The 16,032-nt window shown below is 61.9% G+C and carries 13 protein-coding genes; 7 read left to right on the top strand and 6 right to left on the bottom strand.

The window, feature by feature from the left end; all coding sequences use genetic code 11:
- Window positions 1-110: 110 nt before the first annotated feature.
- Window positions 111-2,639, bottom strand: a complete 2,529-nt coding sequence (locus BUB62_RS11725) for a TonB-dependent receptor (RefSeq protein WP_073110297.1) — start codon at window positions 2,637-2,639, stop codon at window positions 111-113.
- A 656-nt stretch (window positions 2,640-3,295) separates the two neighbouring features.
- Between BUB62_RS11725 and BUB62_RS11720 the strand changes: the two genes are divergently transcribed.
- The 3 genes from BUB62_RS11720 (at window position 3,296) to BUB62_RS11710 (ending at window position 7,176) form a co-directional block, all read left to right on the top strand.
- Complete coding sequence (locus tag BUB62_RS11720) at window positions 3,296-3,829, top strand: (2Fe-2S)-binding protein (RefSeq protein ID WP_073110294.1); 534 nt, start codon at window positions 3,296-3,298, stop codon at window positions 3,827-3,829.
- A 90-nt stretch (window positions 3,830-3,919) separates the two neighbouring features.
- Entirely contained in the window at window positions 3,920-4,939 is a 1,020-nt protein-coding gene (locus tag BUB62_RS11715) for an FAD binding domain-containing protein (RefSeq protein ID WP_073110291.1), read from the top strand.
- Window positions 4,940-4,944: 5 nt separating this feature from the next.
- Window positions 4,945-7,176 carry a xanthine dehydrogenase family protein molybdopterin-binding subunit gene (locus BUB62_RS11710; protein WP_073110288.1) on the top strand — a complete coding sequence of 744 codons (2,232 nt, stop codon included), beginning with the start codon at window positions 4,945-4,947 and terminating at the stop codon, window positions 7,174-7,176.
- A gap of 150 nt (window positions 7,177-7,326) precedes the next feature.
- On the opposite strand, the gene BUB62_RS11705 is transcribed toward BUB62_RS11710, so the two are convergent.
- Entirely contained in the window at window positions 7,327-7,653 is a 327-nt protein-coding gene (locus BUB62_RS11705) for a DUF5615 family PIN-like protein (protein WP_073110285.1), read from the bottom strand.
- Entirely contained in the window at window positions 7,637-7,876 is a 240-nt protein-coding gene (locus BUB62_RS11700; protein WP_073110282.1) for a DUF433 domain-containing protein, read from the bottom strand. Before BUB62_RS11700 ends, BUB62_RS11705 begins: the two co-directional genes overlap by 17 nt.
- A gap of 182 nt (window positions 7,877-8,058) precedes the next feature.
- Here BUB62_RS11700 and BUB62_RS11695 point away from each other — a divergent pair, with 182 nt between their 5' ends.
- Both BUB62_RS11695 and BUB62_RS11690 read left to right on the top strand, forming a co-directional pair.
- Window positions 8,059-8,343, top strand: coding sequence for a hypothetical protein (locus BUB62_RS11695; RefSeq protein ID WP_073110279.1), 285 nt, complete (start codon window positions 8,059-8,061; stop codon window positions 8,341-8,343).
- Window positions 8,344-8,430: 87 nt separating this feature from the next.
- A complete protein-coding gene (locus BUB62_RS11690; protein WP_073110276.1) occupies window positions 8,431-8,832 on the top strand; it encodes a hypothetical protein in 402 nt (133 codons plus the stop codon).
- A gap of 62 nt (window positions 8,833-8,894) precedes the next feature.
- Here the strand turns inward: BUB62_RS11690 and BUB62_RS19745 are convergent, their stop codons facing one another.
- From BUB62_RS19745 to BUB62_RS11680, 3 genes are read right to left on the bottom strand one after another with little or no spacing between them, the layout of a single operon-like run.
- Window positions 8,895-9,389, bottom strand: a complete 495-nt coding sequence (locus BUB62_RS19745) for an MFS transporter (RefSeq protein ID WP_317041380.1) — start codon at window positions 9,387-9,389, stop codon at window positions 8,895-8,897.
- Window positions 9,390-9,395: 6 nt separating this feature from the next.
- Window positions 9,396-10,064 carry an MFS transporter gene (locus BUB62_RS19740; RefSeq protein WP_317041379.1) on the bottom strand — a complete coding sequence of 223 codons (669 nt, stop codon included), beginning with the start codon at window positions 10,062-10,064 and terminating at the stop codon, window positions 9,396-9,398.
- Between the two features lie 16 nt (window positions 10,065-10,080).
- Window positions 10,081-11,121, bottom strand: a complete 1,041-nt coding sequence (locus tag BUB62_RS11680; protein WP_073110273.1) for a LacI family DNA-binding transcriptional regulator — start codon at window positions 11,119-11,121, stop codon at window positions 10,081-10,083.
- A gap of 284 nt (window positions 11,122-11,405) precedes the next feature.
- Between BUB62_RS11680 and BUB62_RS11675 the strand changes: the two genes are divergently transcribed.
- The gene (locus BUB62_RS11675) at window positions 11,406-14,399 is read left to right on the top strand and encodes a SusC/RagA family TonB-linked outer membrane protein (RefSeq protein WP_073110270.1); all 2,994 of its coding nucleotides are present in this window, start codon (window positions 11,406-11,408) and stop codon (window positions 14,397-14,399) included.
- Between the two features lie 19 nt (window positions 14,400-14,418).
- Window positions 14,419-15,984: a RagB/SusD family nutrient uptake outer membrane protein gene (locus BUB62_RS11670; RefSeq protein ID WP_073110267.1), complete on the top strand. Its 1,566-nt coding sequence runs from the start codon at window positions 14,419-14,421 to the stop codon at window positions 15,982-15,984.
- Window positions 15,985-16,032 lie beyond the last annotated feature (48 nt).

Raw genomic sequence — 16,032 nt, 5'->3', positions numbered from 1 at the left:
GAAAAAGACTAAAACAAGCCGGCAAGGCAGCCAAAAGCCCGGAAAGCGACCCGTTGCAGCAGGACTTCCGGGCTTTCACCACTCACCATTTCACTATCTCACCAGCTCACCTACAGCCGGTAGCTGGCCGTGGCCGAGAAGGTGCGGGGCGCGATGGGGTTCACGCTGTTGTCGTCGTGCAGATTGTAGCTCAACTCGTTGAGGATGTTGGCCAGCTTCACGCGCACCGAATACCGCTGGTAGGTGTAGCCCAGCGAGGCATCGAACAGGGTGTAGTTTGGAATGCTGATGAGCTTGAAGGCGTCGGTGGTGGGGTTGCCGCTGGCATCCACGAAGGGCTTGCCGGTGAGCGGGTCGTACTGGCGGGTGTTGCGGCCGGCCATCTTGTCGCCCACGTAATAGGTGGTGAGGCCGGCGGTAAGGCCGCGCAGGAACGTGCTGTTGCCAAACGCGTTGCCGAAGTTATAGAATAAACTCAGGTTGGCCGTGTGGGCGGGGTTGTAGCGCAGGCGGCTGCCGTTTTCGTAGATGTTGCTGCGGGTGTAGGCCGTGTGGTTGTAGCTGTAGCCAGTGATGACGGTCCAGCCCAGCATGGGTTTGCTTTGCACGTCCACTTCCACGCCCTTGCTGGTCACCTGGCCGGCCAACTCTTTGATGTTGGTATTCAGGTTGGGGGCCGTTTTGCCGTCGGCCCCGGTCAGCAGGCCCAGGTAGGTCTGCGCCAGGTTGTCGTTCACGATGCGGTAAGCCGTTACGTTGGCCGACAGCAGCCCGTGGAACAGGTCGTTTTTCACGCCCACCTCATACTGGTCGAAAGTAGAGGGAGCCAGGGAAGCGCCATTGGCATCCTGACCCGCGTTGGGCTGGAAGGAGTTGGCGTAGGAGGCAAACAGCGCCGTGGTTTTGATGGGCTGGTACACCACGCCCACGCGGGGCGAAAATGCCTGGTCGAAGCGGCGGTTGTCCTGAAAAGTGCCCGCTACTTTGTTGTTGGTATTAAGCACCGTGTTGTAGTAATACACGTCGCTGGGCGTTTCCTGGTAGCTCCAGCGCAGGCCGGCCAGCACCTTTACTTTCTCCGACAGGCTGAGCAGATCCTGGGCATAGAAGCCCGCGCGGCGCGTGTTGCCCTGCGTGAGCGTGTGGCGGACCAGGTCCTCGAAGCCATTGAGGCGCTCGGCCGGCTGTGCGATTATCTTGCTGCGGTCCAGGATGTTGATGATGTCGAAGGTTGAAATGGCGGTGTTGGCCTTGGTGGGCGAGGCGGGGTTGTTGTAGGCCAGCGTGGTGGTCTGGTACTGGTCGGCATCGGCCCCGAGCAGCAGCGTGTGCTCCAGGCGGCCGGTGCGCAGCTTGCCGGTCAGGTCGAGTTGGGCCAGGAAGTAGTTTTCGCCGGTTTCGGTGCGCTGCAGGCCGCGGGTCAGGTTGCCGTAGGTGGCAGCCACGCCGCTGGCTACCGGCCGGGTGGCGCTGCGCAGCTCGTTGTCGTAGCGCTGATAGCCGCCCACGGCCCGCACCTGCCAGATATCGGTGAGGCGGCTGGTGAGCGTGGCGGTGGCGCTGGTCTGGGTGGTTTGGTTGCGGGCACCGGCCACGTTCAGAAAGCGGCTGCGGGAGGGCTGAATCTCGTAGTTGATGGCCCCGATGCCGAAATCCGGCGTGCGGTTGTCGCGCAGCAGGTCGCCTTCCAGCACCAGCGTCGTTTTAGGCGTCAGCTCAAAAAGCAGCGAGGGATTCACATACACGCGCTTGGCCTGCACCTCATCGCGGAAGCTGTTGCTCTGCTCATAGGAGCCATTCAGCCGGAAAGCTGCTTTCTCGCTGCTCCCGATGGCCCCGTACACGTCCACCATTGGCTTAAAGAAGCCGTAGCTGCCCACGCGCAACCCCACCGAGCCGCCGCGCTCAAACTGGGGCTTCTTCGTCACCAGGTTCAGCACGCCGCCGGCCGCCACGTTGCCATACAGAATGGCCGTGCTGCCTTTCAGCACCTCCATGCGCTCCAGGGCGCTGGCCTCGGGCATCACGCCGTTGTTGAAGCGCACGCCGTTTTTGAAGGTATTATTGGAGCCGTAGGCGAAACCCCGGCTGCCCAGCTCTTCCTGAATGCCGCCGGTGGTGCTGGTCACATACAGGCCGCTCACGTTCACCAGCGCGTCGCTCAGGCGCAATACCTGCTGCTGCTCCAGCACCTGCCGCTCAATGGTCACGGCGCTCTGGGGCAGGTCGAGGGAGGCGATGGGCAGCTTGCTGATGCTGGTGGGGCGCTGGTTGTTGGTGCGGGTTTCCGTCACGGTCACTTCCGAAAGCTGGTGCGGGTTGATGGCCAGCGTAAGGGCGGGCACCGTGGTGGTTTTGCCGGCTACCACGTCCACCGTCAGCTCCTGCGTGATGTAGCCTAGGCCGCTGATGTGCAGCAGCTGGCTGCCCGCGCCGGCCCGCAGCTGGAAGCTGCCATCCTCGGCCGTATTCACGCCCATGCCCGCTTTCTTGAGGCTCACCGAAATGTTTTCCAGGGGCTGGCCTTTGGTATTCAGGAGGTTGCCCTTGATAAGGCCCTCGGCAACCTGCGCCCACCCAGATGTGGGAACTATGAAAACGGTAAGAAAAACAAGCAGGCGGAAAGGACTACGAAGCATGCGGCCTTATTTAGACTGATTAAATATAAGACAAAGGAAGGGCTTATTTAGAATGCATCAAAACAACGGATGGAAGATTCTGAATATTTTCTCGCTCGCCCATAGTCGGATAAGGGTCGCGGATTCGGGCCGGACTGGGACTGAGCGGTTTAGAATTCCGCATCAAAAAGCCGGGCTATGCAATCCGATACCCATAGTTAGCCGCGTAGCGGCGGCAGGTTTGTAGCATCGGCCTAGCAAGTGGAACTAAGCCGCGTAGCGGTGACAGAGTCGTTCGAGCGGTTCTGTCACCGCTACGCGGCTTTGGCTTTCGTCTGATGTTGATACTACAAACCTGCTGCCGCTACGCGGCTTTGTTCTGTCACCTGATTGTGGGCCACAAACTGGCTGCCGCATTGCGGCTTACCTACGGCTCAGCTTCCGAAACCACCCGCCGAAACTGCCAAACTATGTAGGAACCCAAAGCGGTGGCCTGCGTATCTGTAAAGCCGTTTGCCGGCCTGGTGGCCGCATTTCCGGCGTGGCTGGGCATGGCGCAGTCAGCTGTGCTTCACGGCGGACTTTTCCTGTTTTTGCTATTCCGATCAGCTTGCCCCGGTTATTGGCCGGGGCGGCGGCTCATTCTGTTTCACTCCAACCACCAACCATCTCACTATATGCCGGAAAACCCAACGCACACTTCCGGGGCCGCCATCACGGCACCGCTGCCGCCGGTCAGCCCCGTCACGCTGCGCATCAACGGCCAGGAGCGGCAATTGCACATCGCCCCCTGGACCACGCTGCTCGACGCCCTGCGCGAATACCTGGACCTGACCGGCACTAAAAAAGGCTGCGACCACGGCCAGTGCGGCGCCTGCACCGTGCTGGTAGATGGCAAGCGCATCAACGCCTGCCTCACGCTGGCCGTGATGCAGGAAGGCCGCGACATTACCACCATCGAGGGCATGGGCACTGAGGAAAAGCTGCACCCGCTGCAGCAGGCTTTCATCGACCACGACGCCTTTCAGTGCGGCTACTGCACGCCGGGCCAGATCTGCTCGGCCCAGGGCCTGATTAATGAAGGCAAAGCTAAAACGGCGGCCGAAATCAAGGAACTGATGAGCGGCAACCTCTGCCGCTGCGGGGCCTACACCAACATCCTGGCGGCAGTGCAGGAGGTGGTGGAAATGGAATTAAAAATTAAGAATTGAGAATTAAAAATGGCTGGATTTTACCGGCGCGGAAGTCGGTGATGCAGGCCGTGATTCTTAATTTTTAATTCATAATTTTTAATTGAAAACATGAACAGTTTCACTTATACCCGTGCGGAGGCCGTTGAGGCGGCGGTACGCGAAAAATCGGCTTCCGGGAAGGTCAAATTCATTGCGGGCGGCACCAACCTGCTCGATTTGATGAAGGAGAACGTCGAGCGGCCCACGCGGCTGATTGACATCAACCGGCTGCCGCTCACCAAGATTGAGGCCGCGCCCGATGGCGGCCTGCGGCTGGGGGCGCTGGCGACCAACGCCGATACGGCCTGGAACGCGGAAGTTGAGAAGCGGTATCCGCTGCTGAGCCAGGCTATTCTGGCGGGGGCCTCGCCGCAGCTGCGCAACATGGCCACCAACGGCGGCAACCTGTTTCAGCGCACCCGCTGCTACTATTTTTACGACCTGGCCACGCCCTGCAACAAGCGAGAGCCGGGCTCGGGCTGCTCGGCCATTGGCGGCTACAACCGCATTCTGGGCATCTTGGGCACCAGCGAGTCTTGCATTGCCACCCATCCGTCGGATATGTGCGTGGCGCTGGCCGCGCTGGCCGCCACGGTGCGCGTAACGGGCAAAAACGGCGAGCGGGTCGTCAAGTTCGAAGACTTCCATCGCCTGCCCGGCGACACGCCCCAGTTCGACAACACCCTGCAGCCTGACGAAATCGTGACGGCCATTGACCTGCCGGCCGAGGATTTCAGCCGGCACTTCAGCTACCTGAAGCTGCGCGACCGGACCAGCTATGCCTTCGCCCTGATATCGGTGGCGGCAGCGTTGCAATTGGAAGGCAATACCATCAAGGAAGGCCGCCTGGCGCTGGGCGGCGTGGCCCACAAGCCCTGGCGCGATACGACCGCCGAAGCGCTCCTGAAGGGCCAGCCCGCCACGGAAGAAACCTTCCGCCGCGTGGCCGCCAAAGTGGTGGAAGGCGCCAAGGGCTACGGCCACAACACCTTCAAAATTGAGTTGGCCAAGCGGGCCATCATGCGGGCGCTGAAGCAGGCCACCGAAGGCATGCCCGTAGCCGACGCCTTCCAAAACTCCAATCCCTGAGCCAGATGAGCAATACCAACTATATCGGCAAAGCCCTGAGCCGCGTGGACGGGCCGGCCAAAGTGACCGGCGCGGCCAAGTACGCCGCCGAGTTCAACGTGCCCGGCCTGGTGTATGGCTACGTGGTGAGCAGCCCCGTTGCCAAGGGCAAAATCACGAAGATTGACGCGGCTGAAGTGCTGGCCCTGCCGGGCGTGCTGCAGGTTTTCTCCCACGAAAACGTGCCCATGCTGGCCCTGCTCGACCGCAGCTACAAAGACGATGTAGCGCCCGGCGGCTCGCCGTTTCGGCCCCTGCACGATGCCGAAATCAAGTTCAGCCAGCAGCCGGTGGCGCTGGTGGTGGCCGACACGTTTGAGTTGGCCCGCTACGCCGCTTCGGTGCTGAAAATTGAATACGAAACGGTGGCCCACGAAACCGACCTCGAAACCAAGCGCGGCGAGGGTTTCGAGCCGGGCACCGGCAAAACCGGCTTCGTGCCGCCGCCACCGCCCCGCGGCAACCCCGACAAGGAGTTTGAAAACGCCGTGCACCGCATCGACCAGGAATACGTGCACGGCACCCAGCACCACAACCCGATGGAGATGTTTGGCACCACCGCCGAATACCTCGATGGCGGCAAGCTGAACGTGTACGACAAAACCCAAGGCGCCCTCAACAGCCAGCGCTACATTCGCCAGATTTTCGGGTTGAGCAAGGACGACGCCCGCGTGATTTCGAAGTACACCGGCGGCGGCTTCGGCTCGGGGCTGCGGCCCCAGTACCAGCTGTTTATGGCCGTGCTGGCGGCGCTGGAGCTGAAAAAATCGGTGCGCGTGAGCCTCACGCGCCAGCAGATGTTCAGCTTCGGCCACCGCCCCCACACCCTCCAAACGGTGAAGCTGGGCACCAATGCCGATGGCTCGTTGGCCGCCCTGCACCACCACGCGCTGCACGAAACATCCCGCTTTGAGGATTACACCGAAAACGTGGTGAACTGGAGCGGCATGCTCTACCAGTGCGACAACGTGAAGCTGGGCTACCAGCTGGCCAAGCTCGACGTGTACACGCCCCAGGATATGCGGGCCCCCGGCGCTGCCACCGGCCTGTTTGCCTTGGAAGTGGCTATGGACGAAATGGCCTACGCCGCCGGCCTCGACCCGCTTGAATTCCGCCTGCGCAACTACGCCGACCGCGACCAGAACCTGGATAAGCCGTTTTCGAGCAAGAAGCTGCGTGAGTGCTACCACGAGGGCGCGGCCAAATTTGGGTGGGAGGAGCGCAACCCCGCGCCGCGCTCCATGCGCCAGGGCAACATGCTGGTGGGCTACGGCATGGCTACCGGCGTGTGGGATGCCAGCCAGCAGAAGGCCGGGGCAAAAGTCTCGCTGTCGGCCGATGGCAAGCTGACCGTGCAGAGCGCCACCAACGAAATCGGCACCGGCACCTACACCATTATGACGCAGGTGGCGGCCGAATACCTGGGCCTGCCGCTGGAAGCCGTGGATTTCCAGCTCGGCGACACCGATTTTCCCGCCGCCCCCGTGCAGGGCGGCTCCTGGACGGCCGCCTCGGTGGGCACCGCCGTGAAAAACGCCTGCGAGGCCCTGGGCGAAAAGCTCCTCAAGCTGGCCCAGCAAATGGAAGGCTCGCCGCTGAAAGATGCCAAGTTTGAGGACGTGGAGTTCGTGAACGGCCAGCTGCGCCTGCGCCTCGACCCCGGCCAGGCCGTGGTGGTGCGCGACATAGTGCAGGCCAGCGGGGAAACCAAAGTGGAAGCCGACGCCACGGCCATGCCGAACCTGATTAAGCAGAAGCAATACTCGCTGCACGCCCACAACGCGGTATTTGTGGAGGTGCAGATAGATGAGGAGCTGGGCACCCTGCACGTAACTCGGGTGGTAAATGCCGTGGCCGCCGGCCGCATCATGAACCCCAAAACGGCCCGCTCGCAGGTGCTGGGCTCGGTGGTGTGGGGCCTCAGCATGGCCCTGATGGAGGAAACCGTGATGGATCACCAGTTTGGCCGCTACGTGAACCACAACTACGCCGAATACCACATTCCCGTCTGCGCCGACATCCACGACATCGACGTGCTGTTTGTGGAGGAGGAAGACGATATCGTGAACCCGCTGGGGGTGAAGGGCATTGGCGAAGTGGGCATGCTGGGCGTGGCCGCCGCCATCACCAACGCCGTGTACCACGCCACCGGCAAGCGCATCCGCGAGCTGCCGATTATGATTGATAAGCTGCTGTAACGGTAGCGGCGGCTGAGGCTGCAAGAAGTGAAAGAGCCCCGAAACCGGCAGGTTTCGGGGCTCTTTGCGTTTAATTTATTCCAATCAGAACGTCATGCCTCATCTGGCATCCGCTTGTCGAAGCATCTCTAGCGCAATAGCAGCCAAACATCAACCTTGAATCACAATCGGGCCAACAGGAAGGGTAGAAGCAGCCAGATACTTGATGATGATTGGGGAAAGCCCAGTCAGAACTTTGTACTGATTAATTGGCGCAGATAACACAAACACCGCCAGCGTGTATCTGGAGAAATTCTGCTGGTGCTGCAAATTCTTGTCGAAGGTTAGCAATGCGTCGAATCCTTCTGCCAGCATCAGTTTCAACAACTCGCCATTCTTAATCCCATTCCAGCCTTTGTCGCGCACCGTGAAAACCTCGTGCTCTGGAAAGTCCAGCTTAAGGCGTTTTGGCAGGTTCTCATCAAGCAACAGCCGCATAGAGCTGAGCAATGTTGCGGGAGGTCAATAGTCGATTTGCCACGTCAAGCAAGGCAATAGCCTGCTCTTTCGTGACCGTCGGAAAGTCGTCGAGAAATTCATCCAGTGATACCCCAGCCTCCAGATGGTCAAACAGCGACTCTACCGGCACGCGGGTGCCCGCAAACACGGGCTGCCCACCCAGGATGTCCGGGTCAATGGTTATAAGTTCTTTGATGTCCATAGTTTAAAGGTACGGGTGCTAACCGGTACAGGTCGATATAGTTTCAAAACTAAGCGGATGAATTTTATAAACTATTTATTCTTATTACATGGTTTGACAAAATAAAAACCGTTAATTGAAGTGCTTTGTATGACCGGTGTGCAATGCTTTAAACTTCCTCTTATCTTCTTTTTATACACAGAATGGGAAACAAAGACCTTAATGCCCCCGCGCCGAACTCCGGCCGGGTAGACCCTGAAATTGCGCTCCGCAGCACCCAGATTACTACCCGCTTTCTGCAAGAGGTGGATACGCTGCTGGCCCACGGCTTCGCCCCGAGCGAGCTGGACATTGCCCGCCACCTGGGCGTTGGGCGCACCGTCATTTCCGAGATGCGGCGCGGGCTGCGGCGGGCGCAGCTGGCCCTCGCCCGCCGCCTGAAAGACGTGTACGGGGCCGACTACCACTTTATACTGTTTGGGGTGTAAGACCCCGACCCCGAGCGGCGCGGCAAGTACAAAGCGGCCACCTCGGGCATTCCACCCCGTGATACGATCAAGCGGCTCGATGCGTGGATGCGCTACCGGCTGGTGAAGGAATTGGAGCGGTGCGCCCGCGAGGGCCGTATTCTGAACAAGAAATGGATCTGCGGGCAGTTGCACACCGACTTGGACATGATTAACAAAGCCCGGCGCGGGCAGGGCGTGGTGCAGGCCTACTGGATTCCGCTGCTCAAAGAAACGCTGAACGCGGACTACCACTTTATTATGTGGGGCTTTGAGCGGCCCGATATTTCGCTGCCGGTGAAGGTGGTGAACGGGGAGCGAATACGGCTGGACGTGTTTCCCAAGACCCCGCTGAACTACCCCAACGTGGCGAAGTGGGGTCAGTACATTCCCGAGCGTCGGCCTGATGATAATGATGTGCGCCACGAGCGAGAGTACTACCAGGATTTGCCGACTTTACAGAAACAGTAAAACAAAAGCCCCGTTCCGATAGCTGGAGCGGGGCTTTCTCTTGCTCTCTGGTAACAGTATTATCACCCCACCACTTCCCTTCCCCGCCATAACCCCCACAACCCCAGCACCGGCCCCAGCGCCAGCGGCACCAAAAACCACTCCGGCCCCAGCCGGAGAGCCAGCCAACTGGTGAGCTGAATGCTGACAATCGTCAGCGCGAAGCCCAGGCAGTTGACGATGGTGAGCGAGGTGCCGCGGGTGGCTTCCGGCGCGTGGCGGGCCACCAGCGTAGAAAACAGCGGCGAATCGGCGACTACCACCAGGCCCCAGAACTCCAGAAACCCCAGCCGCAGCCCCGCCGAGCCGCTGCCCAGCACCACCGGCGACACCACGCAGCACAGCCCCGACAGCGCCAGCGCCCCCGCCGCCACCGTGCGGGCCGGCATCACCTGCGAGAGCAGTCCGCTGCCCACGCAGGCCACGCTGCCCGCCCCAATGATGCCAAACGAGAGCAGCGGCACCGAAAAGTGCGCCGCCGGGTGGCGGGCCGCATAGGCCGCCAGCAGTACCGGCACGAAGGCTCAGAACGTGTACAGCTCCCACATGTGCCCGAAGTAGCCGAAGGCGGCGGCCCGGAACTGCGGCTGCCGAAACCCAGCCAGAAAAGCCGTGAGGCGCAGATGCTGCCCGGTGCGGCGGTAAGGGCCATCGGGCACCAGCAGCACCAGCGCCAGCCCGCCCAGCGCGGCCAGCGCCGAGGTGCCCTGCACCACGGTTTGCCAGGGCAGCGGCCCAACAAGGCCCCGCAACAGATGCGGAAACGCCGTGCCCAGCACCAGCGCCCCCACCAGAAACCCCAACGACCGGCCCAGCCCCGCCTGGTAATAGTCGGAGGCGATTTTCATGCCCACGGGGTAGATGCCGGCCAGGAAAAACCCGGTCAGGAAGCGGCAGGCCAGCAGGCCCGCGGTATCGAGGCCGCTGAGGGTGAGGCCCAGGTTGCAGAGCGCGGCCAGCAGGGCACTCACGCAGAACACCCGGGAAGGGGAGAAGCGGTCGGCGACGGCCAGCAGGGCGAAGGTGAGCGTGCCGCTGATGAAGCCCAGCTGCACGGCGCTGGTGAGCGAGGCTACGAAGCCCGGCCCCAGCTGAAACCGGGCGGCGATATCGGGCGCTACGGCATTGCCGGCAAACCAGAGCGAGGTGCAGAAAAACTGCGCGAGAACGATGACCGGGAGAATCCGACGCATAGCAAGCGGAGCGGGGTCAGGCACCGCCCGGCAGGGGCCGCTGCGACGACTGCCGCACCCGAACGGTGGCATCGAGGACCAGGTGGCTATGCTCGGGGGGCTGCTCGTCGCGCAGCTGCTGAATTTCGCGCAGCAGCAGCTCGCTGGCCCGGCGGCCGATGTCGTAGCCGGGCTGGGCCACTGAGCTGACTGTGGGTTCGAGCAGCTGGCACACGGCCCAGTCGCTGAAGCCGATGACGGCCACATCCTGGGGCACGCGGCGGCCGGCCTGCTTCAGGGCCGTGATGGCGCCGATGGCCACCGAGTCGGTGACGGCGAAAATGGCCTGGGGCGGCTCGGGCAGGGCCAGCAGCTGCTGGGCAAAGGCGAAGCCCTCGGCGTGGGTCACGGCCTGGCACTCCAATACATATTCGGGGCGGAAGGGGAGGCCGTAGGCGGCCAGGGCAGCCTGGTAGCCGGCAAAGCGCTGGCGGGTATTTTCGGGGTGGGCGGGGCCTTTGAGGTGGGCCACGCGCGTGTAGCCCTGGTCGAGCAGGTGGGCTACGGCATCGTAGGCCCCCTGAAAGTCGTTGGTGACGACGGTGCTGGCATCAAGGCCGGAGCTGATTTTGTCGAACAGCACCACGGGCAGGTTGTAGTCCTGCAGGGCGCGCAGGTGGTCTACCGCTACGGTTTCATTGGAGAGGCATACCAGCAGGCCGTCTACGCCGGTGGCCTGCAGCATCTGCGTGACGCGGATTTCCTTCTCGTAGCTCTCATTGCTCTGGCTCAGAATCACGTGGTAGCCCAGCGCCTCCACCACATCCACGATGCCGCTGATAACATCGGCGAAGAACGGGTGCACGATGTCGGGCACCACTACGCCCACCACCTTGTAGGCTTTCTGACGCAGCTTCACGGCCAGCGGGTGCGGGGCGTAGTGCAGGCGCTCGGCGGTGGTCAGCACGGCCAGCTTGGTAGCGGCGCTGATGTCGGGGTAGTCCTTCAGGGCCCGCGACACGGTAGCCACGGTGATGCCGAGGGCTTGGGCAATGTCGCGCAGGGTAGCTCGCTTCATGGAGGAAAACCGGACGGATTTAGGAGACGGACGAAAATGTCCGCGGCCGCCAGCCCAGGGGAAGGGCCGGAGCACCGGGCCGGTAAGGTCGGCTACTTCGGGGGGAAACCATACGGCCGGGCACCAGAATGCAAAAAAAAGTTGGCTCGCCGAAATCGATAACGTAACCGATTTCGGAAAGAAAACGGGCTTCACAATGCTGTTATTACTTGATTTTGTTGGAGTTAATACTCCACCTTTAGCAAAACAGGTCGCTTTTTTTCCACCTAAAATCCCACTTCCCTATGTCAGTATTTCTACCGATTCGTGCCGGACTACTCGTAGTCTTTCTGGCACTGGCCAATGCGGTGCTGGGGCAAAGCATTATTCAGGGCACCGTGACGGAAGCCAACGGCTCCGCCGTCATCGGGGCTACGGTGCTCGTGAAGGGCACCACCACGGCCGCCCCCACCGACGTGGCCGGCCGCTACGAGCTGCGCGTGGCGCCGGGCAGCTACGAGGTCGTGTTTTCGTCGGTGGGCTACAAGGCGCAAACGCGGAGCGTGACGGCCGGAACAGAGCCCGCCACCCTGAACGTGACGCTGCAGGAAGATGCCCAGGCGCTGAACGAAGTAGTGGTGCTGGGCTACGGCACGGCCCGCAAGCAGGACATGACCGGGTCCGTGGCCGTGATTGGCACCAAGGACTTCAACAAAGGCACGTTTACGTCGCCCGATCAGCTGCTACAGGGGCGCGTATCGGGGGTGCAGGTGAGCAACAACAGCGGCCAGCCCGGCGGGCCTTCTACCATCCGCATCCGGGGCAACTCGGCCGTGACGGGCACCGGCCAGCCTTTGTATGTAGTGGACGGCGTGCCGCTCGACGGCCGCTCGGCCCGGCCCGGCCTGGTGGCCTCCACCGACGTGGGAAGCGGGGCCGACAGCAATCCGCTCAACTTCCTCAACCCCGACGATATTGAGTCTTTGACGGTGCTGAAAGACGCTTCGGCCACGGCCATCTACGGCTCGCGGGCCGCCTACGGGGTGGTGCTCATCACCACGAAGAAGGGCAAAACGGGGGCTCCGGTACTCAACGTGGGCGTGTCGGGCGGCTTCTCGACCTTGCTGCGCCGGCCTACGTTCCTTGATGCCGGCCAGTACCGGGAAGCCATCAAATACTACGGCGTGCCCGCCGCTACCGACAAGGGCAGCGACGTGGATGCCCTCGACGAAATTCTGCGCACCGGCTACCTGCAAAACTACAACGTGGCCATGAGCGGGGGCGGCGAAACCGGCCGCTACCGCCTCTCCCTGGGCTACCTCGACCAGGATGGCATCGTGCGCAAAACCGGCTTCCAAAAATACAGCGCCAACCTCTCCACCAACCTGCAGTTTCTGACCAGCAAGAAGCTGGGCCTGGATATGAACTTGACGACCAGTCAGTTTCGTGAGCAGCTGGCCCCCATCACAACCGATGCCGGCTTTCGGGGCAGCCTGATCGGGCAGGCCCTGCAGTGGAACCCTACGCAGCCGCTGCGCAACTCCAACGGCACGTTCTTCATTGAGGAAGGGGCCATCGTGAATCCGCTGGCCGCCCAGGAGTACTACAACGACAACTCGCGGGTGACCACCATTCTGGCCAGCGCCTCGCCTTATTTCCGGTTTACCGACTGGCTGGAATTTCGCACGCTGCTGAGCGTGAACTACAACACGGGCGGGCGGCGCACTTCCATCGACCAGCGGCTCATCACTCTGCCCGGCATCAAGGACCAGGGTTTTGCCAGCATCAGCAACAATGAGCTGACCACCCAGCAGATTGCGCACACGCTCAGCTTCAACCGGGCCGTGACCACCGACCTGAACCTGAATGCGCTGCTGGGCTACGAGTACACGAAATTTGCCAACTCCGGCTCCAACGTGAATGCCTACGGCAACTCTGACCCCGCCGTGGGCGGTTTCGGCACCTTCGGCCTCGACTACACCAACTACATTCAGTATTCGAGCGCCACGCTGCGCAAGATATCCTCGTTCGTAGACCCTTCGTCGGAGCTGCAGTCGGTTTTTGGGCGCGCCATTCTCAACTACAAGGACCGCTACGTGCTGACCGGCACGCTGCGCCGCGACCAGAGCAGCAAATTCGGTCCTAACAGCCGCGTGGGCTACTTCCCTTCGTTTGCCGCGGCCTGGGACCTAAGCCAGGAATCGTTCTTCCCGGCCGAAAAGCTCACCCAACTCAAGCTGCGGGCCGGCTACGGCCGCACCGGCAACCAGGAGTTTCCGGCCGGTGCGGCTCAGTACCGCTACACCCTCGACGACAACGGGGCGCAGTCGCCGCTCAACGACCGGAACGACGACCTGAAGTGGCAGTCGGATGCCCAGTACAATGCGGGTATCGACATTGGGGCGTTCGACAACCGCCTCACCTTCACGGTCGACTACTTCCACAAGTCCACCACCGACCTGCTGTTTCCGACCACGCCCGGCGAGCCCCGGCCCTCCGTGGCGGCCATTCGGTGGGAAAACCTCAATGGCAAAATCGTGAACAAAGGCGTGGAGCTGGCCCTGGGCACCACGCTGGTGCGCCGCGAGCAGGTAGAAATAGGCTTCAACGCCAACGCCACCTTCATCCGCAACGAAGTGTCGGACTTGGTCGGGGCGGCCATTCCGACCGGGGCCATCAACGGCCAGGGCCTGTCGGGGGCGCTGTCGCAGAGCATCCGCAACGGGTATCCCGTCAACGCCTTTTTCCTGCCCCAGTACACTGGCCTGAACGAGCAGGGGCTGTCTAATCCCTTTGGGCCTATTGCCTACAGCGGCAGCCCCAACCCGCGCACGCTGCTGGGCCTGAGCGCCAATGCCCGCTACGGCAAGCTCAGCCTGATTGCCAACATGACCGGCGTGCTGGGCCAGATGATTTACAACAACACGCTGAACGCGGTAGGGAACGTGGGACAGATCGGGGGCGGCAAAAACATTGCGCTGGCCACGTTTGAAAACCCGATTAAAGAAGCCACCGGCAACGCCTCGGCGGCCTCCACGCGCTACCTGGAGAAGGGCAACTACCTGAAGATGTCCAACGTCACGCTCTCCTATGCCTTCGGCGATGTGGGCAGCTTCGTGAAAGGGGCGCGGATATATGCCACGGGCCAGAATCTGTTCGTGATAACCAAGTACGACGGCTTTGATCCGGAGGTGAACACCGTGAAGCGCGAGGCCAACCAAGTACCTTCCGTGGGCATCGACTACCTGCCGTACCCCAGCGCCCGCACCTTCACGTTCGGCGTCAACTTCTCCCTGTAACTTCTAATTTCTTCCCACCATGCGATACCCCAAACTTACTTGTGCGGCCGCCCTTCTGGCGTTGCTGCAGGTAGCCGGCAGCTGTGAGCTGAATGAAACCTTGGACGGTCAGCTCACGGAAGACCAGATTCCGCGCGGCGACCCGGCGGCGCTGCTCCAGGGCGTGTATAACTCGCAGCGCGACCCGATTCAGGGTTGTGTGAGCGTGTTTGCCCTCGAAGAAGTATCCACCGATGCCCGCATCATGCCCACCCGCGGGCCCGACTGGGACGACAACGGTAAGTGGCGGGCCCTGTTCAACCACACCTGGGACCCCAGCAACGAGCGGGTGCGCGAAACCTACACCCAGCTCAACGGCATCATCTACGCCTCCACCGACCTGCTGCGCTTCGCGCCCAATCCGCAGCAGCAGGCCGAAGCGCGGTTTCTGCGGGCCTGGGCCAGCTACCTGGTGCTCGACCTCTACGACCAGGTGCTCTACCGGGAGCCGGGCGAAACCTTGAGCAAGCTGGCGCGGGTGCGCAAGGGCACCGAGGCACTGAACTTCATCATTGGTGAAATCACGGCAGTGCAAAAGGATTTGCCCGATGCCCCCGTGAGCCGCGCCACCAAAGATGCCGCCCGCGTGCTGCTGATGAAGTGCTACCTCAACAAGGGCGTATATGCCAACCGCGCGGCCCCCACCTTCGCCGCCGCCGATATGAACCAGGTAATCACGCTGGCCGATGAGCTGATTATCAGCGGCAAGTACTCGTTCACTGCCAACTTCTTCGATAATTTCGCGCCCAACAACGGGGCCATCGGCCGGGAGAATATCTTCACCCAGGCCAACTCCAACGGCAACGCCGGCCCCACGCGCGACTTCTGGAAGTTTGTGTCGCACTACAACATGCGGCCCGTGGATGGCTACAACGGCCCGGCCACCACGGCCGCGTTCTACGACCTATTTGAGTCCACCGACAAGCGCCGGGGCGTGGCCTACGACGTAACCGGCGGCCCCGCCAACCCCGGCCGCCGCATCAACGTGGGCTTTCTGGCCGGCCAGCAGTACAATCTCACGAACGATGCGCCGCTGGAGTCGCGGCGGGCCGGCACGCCGCTGATTTTCACCAAGGAAGTCAGCTTGCTGGAAACCGGCAACGACCTCGAAGTGAAGGGTATCCGGCCCCTGAAATACCCCGTGGACTACCCGAACGAGGTGAAAGGTGGCGGCTGCGACAACGACCATGTGACCTTCCGACTGGCCGATGTGCTGCTGATGAAGGCCGAAGCCATTCTGCGCGGCGGCACGGGCACCAGCGCCGGCACCTATGGGGCCACGCCGGTGGCCATCGTCAACGCCGTGCGCACGCATCCTTCGCGCGGGGCCAGCGCCCTGGGCAGCCTCAGCCTGGATGAGCTGCTCAACGAGCGGGGCCGCGAGCTGTACGGCGAGTCGTGGCGGCGGCAGGATATGATCCGGTTCGGCAAGTTTCTGCAGGCGCGCCCCGACAAGCCCCAGAGCGCCCCGAAATACCTGATTTACCCGATTCCGCAGACTCAGGTAGATGTAAACAGCAACATCACTCAGAATCCGGGGTACTAGCGCTGGTGCAAAAGCCCCCGAACAGGCCGTTGGGTACTGCCGGCTGGC

It is taken from the genome of Hymenobacter daecheongensis DSM 21074, assembly GCF_900141805.1.
GTDB lineage: Bacteria > Bacteroidota > Bacteroidia > Cytophagales > Hymenobacteraceae > Hymenobacter > Hymenobacter daecheongensis.
The sequence above is the reverse complement of the archived record's forward strand: the minus strand, read 5'-3'. Positions and strand labels throughout refer to the sequence as shown.